Source organism: Sunxiuqinia sp. (genome assembly GCF_055140945.1).
This window is the reverse complement of sequence record NZ_JBSQYS010000031.1, coordinates 41,963-58,116: the sequence shown is the minus strand read 5'-3', so window position 1 is coordinate 58,116 and position 16,154 is coordinate 41,963. Positions and strand designations below refer to the sequence as shown.

The window sequence follows — 16,154 nt, the reverse complement described above, 5'->3', positions numbered from 1 at the left end:
TATAGAGTAAACGTAGGGGGAAAACATGTTTTTAGTCAAGAAAAAACTAGTTTCAACTCAAACCAAATGAAAAGTAGACCGAACCAGGCGGAAAGTGGTTAGAAAAATATCGCTCAGTATCCGTTTTGAGTAAACATAGCAGCTATCGATTCAGGAGAAAAGGTACTGTCCAGTTGAGTACGTCTGCCCGGAAAGGTTTTCAATAAAGGGTCAGTTCGTTTGTTCTAAAATCAGGGGTTTCAGGTTTTACAGGAAGACCTCAGCCGGGCGATTTGGAACCGCCGGGCGAATTCGATTTTCACCGACTGCTTATTTTCGAACTGCCGTCAATGCGTGGGGACCCGCTTTTTAGGTTTTCTGCTTTTTCTTTTTGGCTGCGGGAAACAGGATGTTATTCAGGATTAACCGATAACCCGGCGAGTTGGGGTGTAAGTTTAAATCGGTAGGCGGATCGCCAACCAGGTGGCGGTAATCTTCGGGGTCGTGCCCACCATAAAAGGTCCAGAAACCTTTGCCTAATTCGCCATGAACGTAGCGAGCCTCTCCGGCTGCTTTGTTTTCCCCCATCACCAGCACGTTGGGCTTAATCAGCGATTGTCTAAAAGCAGTTGTTTGCCCCATAAAACCTTTAATAATTCGCTGATGATTTTGGGTTAGCATGGTTGGTACCGGATCCCATTTGGCCGAAAAATCAAACAAGGTAAAATAATCCTGACTTGGTGTTACCCGCCTGGTTGTTGACACGTCAATGTCAGAAAACTCGTATTGAAAGGGATCTTTTACAACTTCAAAATCACGAAAAGCCAGCGTGTGCGAAAAATCCAGCTTCTCATTCATGTGCGGGTCGGCGGGGTCGCCATCGAACATCGACTCGCAAATATCCACTCCATCGGCAGCCATGGCAATATCGTAAGTATCGGTCGCTGCACACATCGCAAACAAGAATCCACCCCGCGCAATGTAGCCCTGGATTTCCGTGGTAACCGCCCGCTTCATTTCCGACACCTTGGAAAATCCCATCCGCCCGGCCAGTGCTTTGTTGGTTTCAACTTCCTGCTGATACCAGGGCATATGCTGATACGAACGGAAAAACTTCCCAAACTGACCGGTAAAATCTTCGTGGTGTAAATGCAGCCAATCGTAGTCTTTTAGCTGATCGGTTAAAATTTCTTCGTCGTAAATTACATCATACGGAATTTCGGCGTAGGTTAACACCATTGTTACCGCATCGTCCCAGGGCTGTTTATTGGGTGGTGAGTACACTGCAATTTTGGGTGCTTTTTGCATGGCAATGGCATCCTGGTTGACCTCGGGGCGGGCGATCTCAGCCAGAATTGCACTGGACTGCACATCGGCCATTTTCTCAACACTTACCCCGCGCACTAAACATTCATCTTCGATTTCCTGGTAATACGGAATAAGGAAACTTCCGCCGCGGTAGTTCAGCAACCACTTCACCTCAATGCCTTGCTCAAGAGTCCAGTAGGCCATTCCATAGGCTTTCAGGTGATTTTTTTGCTGATCATCCATCGGAATCATCAGGTAAATCGCCCAACTACTTTGCACGGCAAGAAAAAAAAGTGCCAGTAGCAAAAAAATTCTTTTTAAAAGATTAAAACGGAACATCATCTGACTTTGGTGTTTCATAAGAACCATTCCCTTCCGATTCGAAGCCACTGTTTACCGGCATTCCAAGGCTTCCCCGGTCATCATTCATTTTCGATCCAAATGTCTGCCCCACAACGCCGCCGCCGATTTCCTCCGGAATAACAGTTTCCAGATCGCAGAATTTAACCTGCTGTTTCTTGAAGGCTAGTGGCACATCACCCACTGAACCATTCCGGTGCTTGGCGATAATAATCTCGGCAACACCAATCAACGAATTTCCGTTTTCATCCTCGGTGATACCATAATATTCGGGCCGATGAATAAACATGACCATATCGGCATCCTGCTCAATGGCACCCGATTCACGAAGGTCGGAAAGCTGTGGTCGTTTGCCTTCGCGCGACTCAACCGAACGGTTCAGCTGCGAAAGGGCTAGAATTGGTATGTTCAACTCCTTGGCAATCGCTTTCAGCGAACGGGAAATCATACTCACCTCCTGCTCACGACTACCGCGTCCGGCATCACCGGCAGTCATCAGCTGCAAGTAATCGACAATCACCACACCAATGTCGTGCTGCATTTTCAGTCGCCGGCATTTGGCTCGGAATTCAAAAATAGAAAGTGCAGGCGTATCGTCGACGAATAAGGGGGCATCTTCCAACACGTTCAGTTTTCGGTTAAAATGTTCCCACTCCCAATCTGCCAAATGCCCATTCTTAATTTTTTCTGATCCCAGTTCGGTTTCAGCTGCCAGCAAACGATTGACCAGCTGCACCCCTGACATCTCCAGCGAAAATACAGCAACAGGTGCTTTGTGCTCCACCGCCATATTCCGGGCCATAGAAAGTACAAAAGCAGTTTTACCCATCGCCGGACGGGCAGCAATAATGATCAAGTCGGTTTTTTGCCAGCCGGAAGTCATGCGGTCGAGTGCGGTAAATCCACTGGGCACCCCACTCAGTCCGTCTTCCCGCTTCGAAGCTTCTTCAATTAAACGAGCAGCTTCTTTCAAAATGGGTTTAATCGGAAGGGTTTCTTTCTTGATGTTTCCCTCGGCCACTTTAAAAAGCGCTGTTTCCGAAAAGTCAATCAAATCATCCACATCCATGTTGTCATCGTAAGCGCTGGTCTGAATTTCAGAAGACACCCGAATCAACTCACGCTGAATATATTTTTGTGCGATAATACGCGCGTGAAATTCGATGTGGGCAGCCGAGGCTACGCGACTTGTCAACTGCGTAATATAAAGTGGCCCGCCCACGGCATCCAGTGTATCATTATCTTTCAATTGCTGAGTGACCATCAACAGATCCACCGGCTTTTCATGGGTTGACAAATACTTGATCGCTTCAAAAATCTTCTGGTGCTCTTCTTTATAAAAACTGGGAGTATCAATAACATCGGCCACAGTAACATAGGCATCACGTTCCAGCATCAACGCTCCCAAAACAGCTTCCTCAACATCAATTGCCTGTGGTGGCAATTTACCGTACTGCGCATTAATCTGTTCTATTGAGTTGTTCTGTTTCTTCCGCGAATTATTCCGATCTGTAGCCATGTCTGAAAATAAACTTATTGATTTGCAGAACCTTCTGGTTCTATTTTTTTAGTGGTAACGAATTTTAAAGTTATAAAAAAAGGAAACCACTTTAGTCTCCTTTGCTAATTTAGAACAGGTATTTTTTTCAACAAATCTGATCCTGAATAATTTTCGTAATAATATCTTTCAACTCCATGTTCATCGCTTCAATTTGCTGAGGAATAAAACTTGTTGCGGTCATTCCGGGAGTGGTATTCACCTCAAGAAAATACAAGGTATTCCCTTTTAAAATATAATCAACCCTGACAATGCCACGGCAATTGCACAAATCATAAATTTTTGAAGAAAGCTGCTGACACCTTTGGGTTAACTCTTCTGAAATGCGTGCGGGAGTAATTTCCAGAGTCGCTCCTTTTGTATATTTCGATTCAAAATCGAAAAACTCATTTTTAGGAAGCACCTCCGTTATCGGAAAAATAAATTCCTCATGCTGCATTTTCACCAGTCCGCCGGTAAGCTCCAATCCATCTATAAACTCCTCAACCAATGCCTCCGGACTCTCTTCCCACGCTTTCTCAATAGCCGCTTTCAGATTTTCTTTCAACTTTACTTTTGTGATGCCAAAGCTGGAACCTCCAACATTGGGCTTCACAAAAACCGGCAGTCCTAAATCAGCAACCAACTGGTCAACATCAACACCATCGCCCCGGGTTAAGCGAACCGACTTTGCCATGGTAATATCGAAATTGCGCAAGTAATTGCTACAATAGTATTTATTAAACGTTAAGGCTGAAGATTGCACACCACAGGTGGAATACGGGATTTTCATCAAATCGAAATAGCCCTGCAAAATGCCATCCTCTCCGGGAGTTCCATGAATGGTGATGTAAGCATAATCAAAATGCAGCTTTTTTCCCTGATACTGAGCTGAAAAGTCCTGCTTGTCGATAGCAGCAACAGGCTCGCCATCAACAACCAACTTCCAGTCCTTCCCTTTCATCTCAACGGCCCAAGGCTGAAATAAATCGGGATCCACCGCCTGCAACACATTCTTACTGCTCATCACCGAAACAACATATTCGGAGGAGTCGCCGCCATAAACGACTGCAATATTTTTCTTCATGTGCTCTTCGTTATTTAGTTTTTATGGTAACACCTGAAACTCACTTTAACTAATCATACGCCTGCTTAGGGGACAATTATATGCTCGTTTCATTGTACTATTCAATATTTCGATTGGAGATATAACCACGCCATTTTTCAACAACCTCACTCATGTCGTTTGGTAATTCCGAATCGAAGAGCATTTCCTCGCCGGTCGTTGGATGCACAAAGCCAAGTGTTTTAGCATGAAGCGCTTGTCGTGGTAAAATCTTAAAACAGTTATTTACAAATTGCTTGTATTTCGAAAAAGTGGTTCCTCTTAAAATATGATCGCCACCATAAGTGTCATCATTAAAAAGCGGATGCCCAATGTATTTCATATGAACCCGTATTTGGTGTGTGCGTCCGGTTTCCAGTTGACATTGAACCAGATTAACATAGCCCAATTCCTCCAGCACCTTGTAATGCGTAACAGCAGTTTTTCCATACTCCCCATCGGGATACACCGTAAACACCTGCCGGTTGCTGTGGCTCCGGCCTATATTGCCTTCAACTGTTCCGGTTGGCTCTTTCAGGTTCCCCCAAACCAACGCAATATACTGGCGTTTGGTCGTTTTCTCAAAAAACTGCAACGACAATTTGGTTTTGGCCGTTTCCGTTTTAGCGATGACCATCAGCCCCGACGTATTTTTATCAATCCGATGCACCAGCCCCGGTCGAGGATCGGCACTTTTAAACATCGGTAAATCCTTGTAGTAATAAGCCAGTGCATTAACCAACGTACCGGAATAGTTGCCATGCCCGGGGTGAACCACCAAGCCCGGTGGTTTATTAATTACAATCAGCTGATCGTCCTCATATACAATATTTAGCGGAATATCTTCAGGGATAATCTTCAGCTCACGCCGCGGAAAATCCATTACAATGGCCACCTCATCGCCAGGCTTTACCTTGTAGTTTGATTTTACCGACTGTCCGTTAACCAAAATACTACCGGCATCGGCAGCAGCCTGTATGCGGCTTCGCGAGGCATTATCAATCCGATTGACTAAATACTTGTCTACGCGTAGCATTTTCTGCCCGGGATCGACCTCCAGCTTGTAATGCTCATACATGACCCCTTCTTCGGACTCATTCAACTCATCATCAAAGTCGGTATTTTTTTCTTCAACCATTATTAAAATTCAAGTTCGCTGGCCTCTTCTATTTTCTCTTCATCAACAGTTAGCCAAATATCAATTGATGTTCCCTGTTCTATTTCTGCTCCAGGCTCAGGTTCCGGCCGTTGTTGCCAGATCCGTGCGGCAATGCTATCCTCCAGCGTTTCAAAGGTATCATCATAAATCACTGCTCCCACATTTAAGTATGAAGCGGCCAACAACTGATTGGCCTGTTCGAGCCTGACCCCCAACAAATTTGGTATCTCCGTTTTCTCGCCAAATCGGTTTTGTCCCACTGTTAAATCAATATTAGATCCTTTATTCACCAAAGTTCCTTCGTCAACGGATTCACCATTTTGTTCTTGTCGGAGTACCAAATTGGGGAATTCTGAAGGTACATAATCCACATTCCCAACGTTCAGTCCCATACTCATCATCAAATTCAAAGCTTGGCGATACGAGATGTCTGTGAGTTTTGGCATCGCTACCTGTTCCGGTTTGCTTGCACAAATCGTCAGAAAAACGGTGCGTCCCTGCTTCACATCGAAGCCCGCCACCGGAACCTGATCAATCACCGTCCCCGGCTGCGCATCGCGAAGATATAAAGAGTCTGTAATCTGATATTGAAGTTCCTTCTCATCCAACACCTTTTTCACATCGTCAATCTGCATTCCCATTAAATCAGGAACAGCAAATGAGTCGCCATGATTGGTGTAAACTCGCAACACAAACATCGTTACTAACAATAGCATTACAGTAATTACTACCGCTAATAAAATGCTAATCCAAAAACTTTTACTTATCAGGTATGCCTTGAAACTCATAGTTTACACATTATAGTTTTTACCCTTTTTTGAACTGATCCGGATCGATCTAAACTAAATTTAAATTGCTTAGAAACGAGTTCGCTCCCGCTCCGTTCTTCTTAAGAAACAAAAATAGCTTAAATATTAGTATGTAAAAATCAGAATAAATATAATTCATCTGTAAACACGAACAGCAGATATACCTTACATCAAACACAAAACAGGCTGACTCAATTGAGTCAGCCTGTTTTTATCTTATCTAGCTTACTGTCTTAACAAGAAGAAGATTGCTTATTCAGCTTTCTTTTCTTCTTTATCAGCAGCAGGTTTTTCCTCTTTTGCTGGTTCTTCAGCAGGAGCTTCTTCTTTAGCTGGTTCTTCAGCTGGAGCCTCTTCTTTAGCTGGTTCTTCAGCTGGAGCCTCTTCCTTGGCTGGAGCCTCTTCCTTGGCTGGTTCCTCAGCAGGAGTTTCTTCCTTTACTGGTTCTTCAGCTGGAGCTTCTTCTTTTGCTGGTTCTTCAACAACAACTTCTTCCTCTGCAACTTCCTCAGTTACTTCAGGAGCATTTGCTGCTTGAGCTTCGGCTGCTAATTCCGCGTTGCGTTTTGCAATTGCTTCTGCACGGTCGGTATTTACTTTTGCCTCTGCTTCAAGTTGTTTTGCTTTGGTTGATTCTTCATCTTTCGATAAGCGATCTTTTTTCGCTTGAATCTTAGCTTCTTTATCAGCGACCCAAGCTTCGAAACGACGATCTGCTTCGGCCTCATCAAAAGCTCCTTTGGCAACTCCACCAATGAGGTGTTTTTTGTACAATACTCCTTTGTAAGATAAAATAGCTCTTACAGTGTCGGTTGGCTGTGCACCTTTTGTAAGCCAGTCTAAAGCTTTATCAAAATCAAGATCGATCGTAGCAGGATTTGTGTTTGGATTATAAGCTCCAATCCTTTCAATATAACGACCATCTCGTGGTGCCCTGCCATCAGCTACCACAATGTGGTAAAAAGCGTAACGTCTGCGACCTTGTCGCTGCAATCTGATTTTTGCTGGCATTTGAATTTAATTTAAATTGATAAACATTTTTTAAATGTGGCGCAAAGATAATCTTTTATTTCTGAAATAAAACCATATCATTATGAGTTTTAGCATTGAAGAAAAAAATGGAAGCTGCCCGCAACCTTTTTCTCATTAATTCATCTAGTTTTAACAATTGAAAAAATGCTAAAAGATATTAGAACCATGAAAAAAATTATTCTCTACATTATTCCAATACTAGCTATCTCGCTCGTCGCTTGCGAACCCGAGGAGATCCCCTTTCGCCCTCAAGCTGATGTGTTCATGATTACCAAAACAATTGAAAACAACAATCAAATTGACACGTTATATGGCTTTGCGCTGCATGTATTTGCCAATAAACCAATGACCAACGTTAGCGTAAGCCCTGACAATGCAACGGATGTAGCCTACTCACTGGAGGCTATTGAGGGAAATCCGTACAACTACTACTACCAAACGGAAGACAATAACTTCACCCAACAACTACCGACCATCGGGAGGTACGATTTCGATATCCTTGCAGAAACAGGCGAATCTGAATCGATGAGTGATAATCTGTCAGACGATTTCATTTATCCAACCGATACGATAAACTACGAATATGACACAGAAAAGAAACAACATGTATTGAGCTGGAATAAAATTGATGATGCCAGCTATATTATAATCAAACTGTATGATACTGACGATGAATTAGTCTTCAACAGCCCCAATTCAATTGATGGAAAAAAAACCAGCTACACACTCTCAACTTCATCAGGCTGGTTAAATAGCAGGATTCCCGAAACTGGAGATCAATTTATTCTGGAGCTGGATGCATACTCATTTGAAGCAGGACAAGAGGGCGTAAACTTACAAGCCAAATCGATTAGTAAAGACACAATTGTTTGGACAGAATAATCCTCAACCTATCTTTACAAAACGGGCAGTCTGCATTTTCGCAACTGTCCGTTTTTTTGTTGATTAATCTCGAGTGTTTTTCTATTTTTGTGTTCAACTAAAAACAAAAGACATGATTCAGAATGAGCAGCTCAAAGAGCTTGCAGAGCGCCGGGATGCGCTGAGGAGGCATCTTTGACTACGATGCAAAAATAATTCAACTCAAAGAAGAAGAACTTAAAACCCAGGATCCAGACTTCTGGACCAACCCCAAAGAAGCTGAGCAACAGATGAAAACCATCCGATCCATTAAAGCATGGACTGATGGTTATGAAAAAATCCACCAGGCACTAGAGGATTTGCAGGTGATATACGAATTTTTCGAAGCTGAAGAAGCCAGCGAAGAAGAAACAGATGCTCAATACAACAAAACACTGACCTACATTGAAGAGCTGGAAACGCGGAACATGCTCCGTAAAGAAGAGGATCGACTTGGTGCCATTCTTCGAATAAATGCAGGAGCAGGTGGAACCGAAAGCAACGACTGGGCCGAAATGCTAATGCGCATGTACATGCGCTGGGGCGAAAAAGAAGGCTACAAAGTTAAAGTAGCAGAATATAATGCCGGCGATGAAGTGGGTTTGAAAAGCTGTACCATTGAGTTTGAAGGCGATTATGCTTACGGCTACCTGAAAAGTGAAAATGGTGTTCACCGGTTGGTTCGGCTATCACCGTTCAATGCTCAAAATAAACGAATGACTTCGTTCACTTCGGTTTTTATCGCTCCTTTGGTTGATGATTCGATTGAAATTGAGATCAATCCATCTGATATTACCTGGGACACCTTTCGATCGGGAGGTGCCGGCGGACAAAATGTGAATAAAGTTGAAACCGGAGTTCGGTTGCGACATGCTCCTACAGGTATCATCATTGAAAACACCGAAAGTAGATCTCAATTGGGCAACAAGGAAAACGCGATGCGTCTGCTAAAATCGCAGCTCTATGAACTGGAACTGCGAAAATTACGGGAGGCAGAAATGCAAATCGAATCGCAAAAGAAAAAAATTGAATGGGGCTCTCAAATTCGCTCCTACGTTTTGCAACCCTATAAAATGGTTAAGGACGTGCGAACAAGTTACGAAACCGGCAATGTACAAGCCGTTTTAGATGGCGAAATAGACGGCTTTATGAAAGCCTACTTAATGGAGTTCAGTGAAAAGCAATAAGTATATTCGCATTGCCAGGCCAGACGATTCGAAACAAATACTGGAAATTTACAAGCCATTTATCCTGAACTCGGCAACTACCTTTGAGGAAGAAGTTCCGGGTCTGGAAGATTTCAAAAACCGAATAACCACTACATTGGAAGAGTGTCCCTATCTGGTTTGCGAAATCGATGGAGAGATAGCCGGTTACGCTTATGCTTCAGCCTATCGAAGTCGGGCTGCCTATCGTTGGGATCGGGAAGTATCAGTTTATGTGCACCCCAATTTCCGAAGACAAAACATCGCCAAAGCACTTTATGGAGCACTCATTCCCATACTCAACTTGCAAGGGTTTGTCAAGCTTTTTGGCGTCATCACCTTGCCCAACCAAGGGAGCATTGCTTTGCACGAATCCATGGGATTTCAGAAAATGACCGAATACCGGGATGTGGGCTATAAAATGAATCAGTGGCACCATGTTGGATGGTGGGAACTCACAATCACTGAAAATTTGCAGAATCCTCCTGGCGAAATTATCCCATTTTCAACATTAAAATTAAATAACAAAGTAGCTGAACTGATGGAAAACGCTCGAACTTTGTTATTTTTAGAGGGATAAATTTAAAAGCCTTAAACATTTTAAATGCTTTGGGGCTTCTACTTATTAGAACTTATTGAACATGAAAAATATCGAACCATTCATAAATCGCGAAATTAGTTGGCTCTCTTTTAATGCGCGAGTCTTGCAGGAAGCAGAAGATCCCTCAGTGCCTTTATTTGAACGAATCCGCTTTGTCGGTATTTTCTCCAACAACCTTGATGAATTTTTCCGGGTCCGCGTAGCATCAGTACGAAGAATGGTTGATTTTGGAAATGATGAATCTTTAATTGGAAACATTAAGCCAGAAGAACTCCATGAAAAAATCATGGAAACAGTGGTCGGGCATCAAAAACGATCTCAGGAAGTATTTCGTAAAATCATCAAGGAATTAAACCAGGAAAACATTTTCATGATTGATGAAACGGATCTGGAGCCGGAACAAATCGTTTTCATCAAAAACTTCTTCAAGGAAAAACTGCTTCCCAACTTAATTCCGATCATGTTGAGCAAGGAAAGTAAATTTCCATACCTGCGCGATCGTTCGGTTTACCTGGCCATTAAACTGTCGATGAAGGAACGACCCGAGAAATTTGCTTATGCACTGGTACGCGTACCCGACCTTTCCATGTCTCGTTTTGTAGTTTTACCTGAAAAGGACGGGAAAAAATTTGTTATGCTATTGGACGACGTGATTCGATACAGCATGCCCGACATTTTCCCTCTGTTCAACTACAACCACTTTGAAGCCTACACCATAAAAGTAACCCGTGATGCGGAGCTCGACATTGATGACGACATCTCCAAAAGCTTTGTTGAGAAAATGGAAGCAGGTTTGAAGAAGAGAAAAGTTGGGACACCGGTGCGCTTACTATACGACAAAGAAATACCCGATGATTTACTCAGTTTCATCAACAAAAAGATGAAATTGGATCCCGACAACCAGATTCCGGGTGGAAAATACCATAATCACAAAGATTTTATGAACTTCCCTGAAATCGGACAGGCTGATCATTATTATAAAAAGCTCACTCCGATTCGGCACAAGGAATTGAAACAGCATGAAAGCATCCTAAAAAAACTACGCAAGAAGGATATCATGCTTCATTATCCCTATCAAAGTTTCAGCCACTTTTTAGATTTGCTTCGCGAAGCGGCAATCGACCCAAAGGTTAAAGAAATAGGAATCACCATTTACCGGGTCGCCGGTAATTCCCGGGTCGTCAATGCCCTGCTGAATGCAATCAGAAATGGCAAAAAAGTAACGGTGGTCATTGAATTACAAGCTCGTTTTGACGAGGAAGCCAATATTTTTTGGTCTAACAAGCTTCAGGATGAAGGAGCTCATGTTGTGAACGGTGTGCCCGGACTGAAAGTACACAGTAAGCTAGCTTGGGTCAAACGCAAAGAAAAAAATGTCTACCGCAATTATGCCTATGTTGGAACAGGAAATTTCCACGAAGGAACCGCCAGAGTTTATGGCGACGACGGACTGTTGACAGCAGATCCTCGAATTGCCGACGAAGTAGCACAGCTTTTCAGCTTTTTCAAACACAATTACCGAATCAGCAGCTACAATCACCTCGTTATTAGTCCGTTTGCCATGCGCAATTTTTTCGAGGACATGATTGATAATGAAATTGCCATAACCAAAGCAGGGAAGCGCGGTTTCATGGTTTTGAAAATGAATAGCCTGATCGATCCGGACATGATGAACAAGCTTTATAAAGCAGCTAAAGCAGGCGTAAAAATCAGGTTAATTGTTCGCGGTATTTTTGGCTTGAAAACGGAACTGGAAGGAGTCAGTGAAAATATCGAGGCCATCAGCATCGTGGATAAATACCTGGAACATTCTCGAATTTTCCTGTTCGGAAATGGTGGCGACGAGAAAATATTTATCTCTTCGGCGGATTGGATGCCACGTAATCTCAACCGGCGAATTGAAGTAGCGTGCCCCATTTATAATGAAGACTTGAAAAATGAACTGCGTGAAATGTTAAAAATACAATTGCGCGACAACACCAAATCACGGATTCTCGACAACGAACTTTCAAACAACTACAGCAGGCAGCATATGGAAGGACGTATCAGGTCACAGGAAGATTATTATCAATACATTAAGGAAAAACACTTAGTTGCTATGAAAATTTATCACAATCCCCGTTGTTCAAAAAGTCGTGCCGGCTTAAAATACCTGGAGGAGAACGGCTACAAAGCAGACGTACGAACCTATATGAAAGACGGAATCACACCTGACGAAATTCGAAGAATAACTCAGAAGTCCGGGATGGCTCCTATCGACTTGGTTCGTAAGCAGGAAGAGCTATACAAGACAGAGTACAAAGGCAAAGAAATCAGCGATGAGGAATGGATGAAAATCCTGTCGGAAAACCCTCGCCTGCTGCAACGCCCAATCGTTATTAACGGTAAAAAAGCGATTTTGGCACAGCCACCAGAGCAAATCGAGCGAATCCGGTAGGCTCTTACCCAACTTTTGATTGAAGCGACTGGATTTTCTGCTCTAGCTTTGCTTTACTTTTCAGGGCTTTTGAAAGTGCCAGCGCATCTTTTATTGCTTGTTTATCATACGTTTCAAGTATAATGTAGTAATAGCGGGTTCCAAGGAAAACAGCCTTCAAATTTCGATCGGCATGTTGGGCAATAAACTCAATAACGCCATTATCGGCACCATTACGATAGCTTACTTTTTCCCATTTTGTATCTAAAAAATCGCTGTGGTGATTCAGTACGTTCTCCAAGGGAACAGTATCGGTTTTAGCCTGAAGGTCGTTGTCGTAAACCCGCAACGCTACATGGTTTAACCACTTGTCGCCATAATAGTTGCTTGAGATGTATAAGTCGCCACGCTCATCTAAATGAATCTGGATAAAGGATTTATCCCATCGACCTTTAAATTGCTGCCGTTTGTGAATGTATTGTGTATAGCGATCAAATTCTGTTTTTTCGGTAACAAACCTACCTTCTAATTTTTCTAATTTAACGTTCAGCGAGTCCATTTCATCTTGTGCCCGATAAAGCAAATCGGCATAAATTTTCTTCTCAAATTGGCTCGCATCAACAACCGTCTGAATGGCTCCCTTGTAAAACTGCTGAATCGTATCCAGCTGCATCAAAGCATCTGTTGTATCGCCTGACTCATACAAACTTTGGGCAAGTTGCAATTTTTCGGCAGCTAATTCCTTCTCCGATTTTCCGCAGGAAAACAACAGACTGGAAAGCAGAATGACAAAAAAAACTCGGTTCATAATCATGGACAAATGCGTTAAAATAATTTCCTTCGTAAATTCAACATCAAAGAAAATTAATAATTATCAGGATGGAAACAAATTCAGTCGCTTTTTTCAGGTCACAGCATTACCCTGATTTAGTTAACAAACCGATTGTTGCTGCTTGGAAAGTTAAAAACCCGCAAAACGTAGGAAGCTTAATGCGACTGGTTGATAATATTGGCGGTGATAGCCTGGTTATCTTAGATGACGAAAACCCAAAACGCGAAAGTTCGATCAAGAAAACAGCCGGGATGAGCTACAAAAACATCCAACTAAAATGGATGAGTTCAAAAGAATTTATCACTAGTCTTCCACTAAAATACCGACTAGTTGCCATTGAAACCGACGAGCAGTCTACCAACCTATTCGCAACCAAATTACCTGACCATGTTGCTTTTATTTTGGGAAGTGAGATACACGGTCTGCCAACAGAGCTGATTAAACAATGTGCACAGAGCGTCCACATACCAATGACCGGCAAATGCAAATCAATGAATATTTCGCATGCGCTGGCCGTAGGACTTTTCGAATGGCAACGCCAACAACTTTTCAGACCCCACGATTAGTTTTCATCTATTTTTTTTACTTTTAACCAGATTAAATACAAAAAACCATGATCACGCTAACACAGTTGGAATATATTGTTGCTGTTGATACGTTTAGACATTTTGGCCGGGCTGCCGAACACTGCTTCATCACACAGCCAACACTAAGCATGCAAATTAAAAAGCTGGAAGAAGATTTAGAAATTATCATCTTCGACCGCAGTAAGCAACCGCTAATCCCAACCGATGTTGGCAAACGCATTATCGAACAATCGCGTATTGTCCTGCAAGAAACCGAAAAGGTAAACGACATCGTCAAAGATCACAAAAACCTAATCTCCGGAGAACTCAAAATTGGTATTATCCCAACACTAGCTCCATACCTACTTCCTTTGTTTATTGGCAATTACAAAAGAAAATATCCAAACATACAAATCACGGTGCAGGAGTTAACCACCGAAAATATTGTTGATCATTTGCAACGAGACCTGCTTGATGTTGGCATATTGGTGACGCCGCTTAAGGAAGAAAGAATCAATGAACGACCAATATTTTACGAAGAAATGCTGCTTTATTCTCACCAAAACCATCCTCTTCACGACAAGCAAAACATCAAAGTTAAAGAAATTGCGACCCCTGAAATTTGGCTATTGAGCGATGGTCATTGCTTTCGCCACCAGGTCATTAATCTTTGCTCTTTTAAAGGGGCATCCAATGTAGCACTCCCATTTTATTTTGAAGCCGGTTCTTTGGAAACCCTGATGAACATTATCGACAAAGAAGGCGGAATTACACTGATTCCCGAATTGGCATCGGTAGAAATGGGCGAAAACCGGAAAAGTCATGTTCGGCATTTTAGCGACGTAACTCCGATTCGAGAGGTGAGCTTAGTTTACTCACGCCATTTTGCAAAAAACAAGCTTGTAGATCTGCTATGGAGAGAGATTCATGCAGCCATGCCCAGCGAACTTCTGGATGGAAAAAGAGGAACGATTGTCGAATGGAAATAATTTTTCAACTTTTTATTTGATTTTAGAAAAAACTTCCATTTCTTTGCATCGCTGAAATCAAAAACGGCACTTCTAAAAGTAGAGGATGCAAAGTTTCAGTAAAAATCCTGACAAAATATTTGGCGGCTTCAAAATTTGATTTATTTTTGCAGTCCCAATTTCAGGGAAAGAAAATGATGGCCCGTTCGTCTAGGGGTTAGGACGCCAGGTTTTCATCCTGGTAGCAGGGGTTCGAATCCCCTACGGGCTACTTAATTTATTTATCAGAAGAAACAAAAATGGCACATCATCAATCTGCTAAGAAAAGAATTCGTCAAGACGAAAAAAAGAAAGTACACAACAAGTACTTTACGAAAACGATGCGTAATGCAGTTCGCGATTTGCGTGCAATAAGCGAAAAAGACGCTGCGGCCGTAGAGTACCCTAAAGTTGTTTCGATGATCGACCGATTGGCTAAAAAGAACTTGATTCATAAGAATAAAGCTGCCAATTTGAAATCAAAATTAGCTGCTCACGTTAGCAAGTTATAGTAACATACAAGATATAATTAAAAACCTCTTCAGCAATTGAAGAGGTTTTTTTTTGCTCTAAACTCAAGCTACTGCTTTCGGATTTGCTTCATTCTTCATAACTTAGTTTAGTACCAATGAAACAGATGAGCAATCATGTATAAGAAACCGAGCATTAAAGAGTGGGCTGTTGAAGACCGTCCTCGTGAAAAGCTTCTAACCAATGGCACACGCTCACTCTCCGAGGCTGAACTAATCGCCATTTTAATCGGATCCGGAAACTCGAAGGAATCGGCTGTTGAACTCTCCCGCCGCATTCTTTTAACGGTTAACAACGATCTTTCTTTACTCAGTAAAAAGGATGCTTCCTATTTACTGAAGTTTAACGGAATAGGCGAAGCTAAAGCGGTAAACATTATGGCTGCCCTGGAGCTCGGCCGACGAAGAAAGGAAAATGGCGCATCGGCAAAAACAATCATCACAAACAGCAGCGATGCGGCCAGTTATTTTCGCCCACTGCTTGAAGATCTTCCCCACGAAGAATTTTGGATCTTGCTGCTCAACCGATCCAATACGGTGATCGATAAATTCATGGTGAGCCAGGGTGGCATTACCGGAACGGTGATCGATGTCAAACTAATCTTAAAAACAGCACTTGAAAAATTAGCGTGCTCCATGATTTTATGCCACAACCACCCTTCGGGCAACATCATGGCCAGTGATGCCGATAAAAAAGTGACTCAGAAAATAAAATCAGCAGCCGAAATAATGGAAATTACAGTACTCGACCATGTAATTATTGCGCACGATCAGTATCTTAGCTTCACGGATGAAGGTTTACTTTAAT

15 protein-coding genes and 1 tRNA gene are annotated in these 16,154 nt (G+C 42.5%); 9 read left to right on the top strand and 7 right to left on the bottom strand.

All coding sequences use genetic code 11. The annotated features are described in order from the left end of the window. Positions 1-348 precede the first annotated feature (348 nt). The 6 genes from ACTB00_RS14295 to ACTB00_RS14270 all read right to left on the bottom strand — a co-directional run bounded on the left by ACTB00_RS14295 (position 349) and on the right by ACTB00_RS14270 (position 7,268). Positions 349-1,593 carry a hypothetical protein gene (locus tag ACTB00_RS14295; RefSeq protein WP_463300597.1) on the bottom strand — a complete coding sequence of 415 codons (1,245 nt, stop codon included), beginning with the start codon at positions 1,591-1,593 and terminating at the stop codon, positions 349-351. Positions 1,594-1,612: 19 nt separating this feature from the next. Beyond that, positions 1,613-3,166 carry a replicative DNA helicase gene (dnaB, locus tag ACTB00_RS14290; protein ID WP_463300596.1) on the bottom strand — a complete coding sequence of 518 codons (1,554 nt, stop codon included), beginning with the start codon at positions 3,164-3,166 and terminating at the stop codon, positions 1,613-1,615. A gap of 127 nt (positions 3,167-3,293) precedes the next feature. Continuing rightward, positions 3,294-4,271: a D-alanine--D-alanine ligase gene (locus ACTB00_RS14285; protein WP_463300595.1), complete on the bottom strand. Its 978-nt coding sequence runs from the start codon at positions 4,269-4,271 to the stop codon at positions 3,294-3,296. A gap of 97 nt (positions 4,272-4,368) precedes the next feature. Next, complete coding sequence (locus ACTB00_RS14280) at positions 4,369-5,427, bottom strand: RluA family pseudouridine synthase (RefSeq protein WP_463300594.1); 1,059 nt, start codon at positions 5,425-5,427, stop codon at positions 4,369-4,371. A gap of 2 nt (positions 5,428-5,429) precedes the next feature. Continuing rightward, positions 5,430-6,236, bottom strand: a complete 807-nt coding sequence (locus tag ACTB00_RS14275; RefSeq protein ID WP_463300593.1) for a PASTA domain-containing protein — start codon at positions 6,234-6,236, stop codon at positions 5,430-5,432. A gap of 273 nt (positions 6,237-6,509) precedes the next feature. Next, positions 6,510-7,268 carry a 30S ribosomal protein S16 gene (locus tag ACTB00_RS14270; protein WP_463300592.1) on the bottom strand — a complete coding sequence of 253 codons (759 nt, stop codon included), beginning with the start codon at positions 7,266-7,268 and terminating at the stop codon, positions 6,510-6,512. 186 nt (positions 7,269-7,454) lie between these two features. Here ACTB00_RS14270 and ACTB00_RS14265 point away from each other — a divergent pair, with 186 nt between their 5' ends. The 4 genes from ACTB00_RS14265 to ppk1 all read left to right on the top strand — a co-directional run bounded on the left by ACTB00_RS14265 (position 7,455) and on the right by ppk1 (position 12,432). Beyond that, a complete protein-coding gene (locus ACTB00_RS14265; RefSeq protein WP_463300591.1) occupies positions 7,455-8,171 on the top strand; it encodes a hypothetical protein in 717 nt (238 codons plus the stop codon). A 112-nt stretch (positions 8,172-8,283) separates the two neighbouring features. After that, a protein-coding gene (prfB, locus tag ACTB00_RS14260; RefSeq protein ID WP_463300590.1) for a peptide chain release factor 2 occupies positions 8,284-9,376 on the top strand; the annotation gives its coding sequence in 2 pieces (ribosomal slippage) (positions 8,284-8,346 and positions 8,348-9,376; 1,092 coding nt in all). Beyond that, positions 9,363-9,974 carry an N-acetyltransferase family protein gene (locus ACTB00_RS14255; RefSeq protein WP_463300589.1) on the top strand — a complete coding sequence of 204 codons (612 nt, stop codon included), beginning with the start codon at positions 9,363-9,365 and terminating at the stop codon, positions 9,972-9,974. Before prfB ends, ACTB00_RS14255 begins: the two co-directional genes overlap by 14 nt. Positions 9,975-10,035: 61 nt before the next feature. Further along, on the top strand, positions 10,036-12,432 hold the full coding sequence (ppk1, locus tag ACTB00_RS14250; RefSeq protein ID WP_463300588.1) for a polyphosphate kinase 1: 2,397 nt from the start codon (positions 10,036-10,038) through the stop codon (positions 12,430-12,432). Positions 12,433-12,436: 4 nt separating this feature from the next. Here the strand turns inward: ppk1 and ACTB00_RS14245 are convergent, their stop codons facing one another. Next, positions 12,437-13,219 carry a hypothetical protein gene (locus ACTB00_RS14245; protein ID WP_463300587.1) on the bottom strand — a complete coding sequence of 261 codons (783 nt, stop codon included), beginning with the start codon at positions 13,217-13,219 and terminating at the stop codon, positions 12,437-12,439. Between the two features lie 71 nt (positions 13,220-13,290). Between ACTB00_RS14245 and ACTB00_RS14240 the strand changes: the two genes are divergently transcribed. The 5 genes from ACTB00_RS14240 to radC all read left to right on the top strand — a co-directional run bounded on the left by ACTB00_RS14240 (position 13,291) and on the right by radC (position 16,153). Beyond that, a complete protein-coding gene (locus ACTB00_RS14240; RefSeq protein ID WP_463300586.1) occupies positions 13,291-13,809 on the top strand; it encodes a TrmH family RNA methyltransferase in 519 nt (172 codons plus the stop codon). A 47-nt stretch (positions 13,810-13,856) separates the two neighbouring features. After that, a complete protein-coding gene (locus ACTB00_RS14235; RefSeq protein ID WP_463300585.1) occupies positions 13,857-14,798 on the top strand; it encodes a hydrogen peroxide-inducible genes activator in 942 nt (313 codons plus the stop codon). Between the two features lie 178 nt (positions 14,799-14,976). Next, positions 14,977-15,048: transfer RNA gene (locus ACTB00_RS14230), tRNA-Glu, on the top strand. A gap of 28 nt (positions 15,049-15,076) precedes the next feature. Beyond that, positions 15,077-15,328 carry a 30S ribosomal protein S20 gene (gene rpsT, locus ACTB00_RS14225; protein ID WP_159517549.1) on the top strand — a complete coding sequence of 84 codons (252 nt, stop codon included), beginning with the start codon at positions 15,077-15,079 and terminating at the stop codon, positions 15,326-15,328. Positions 15,329-15,463: 135 nt separating this feature from the next. Then, positions 15,464-16,153, top strand: coding sequence for a RadC family protein (gene radC, locus ACTB00_RS14220; protein ID WP_159517548.1), 690 nt, complete (start codon positions 15,464-15,466; stop codon positions 16,151-16,153). Position 16,154: the final 1 nt, after the last annotated feature.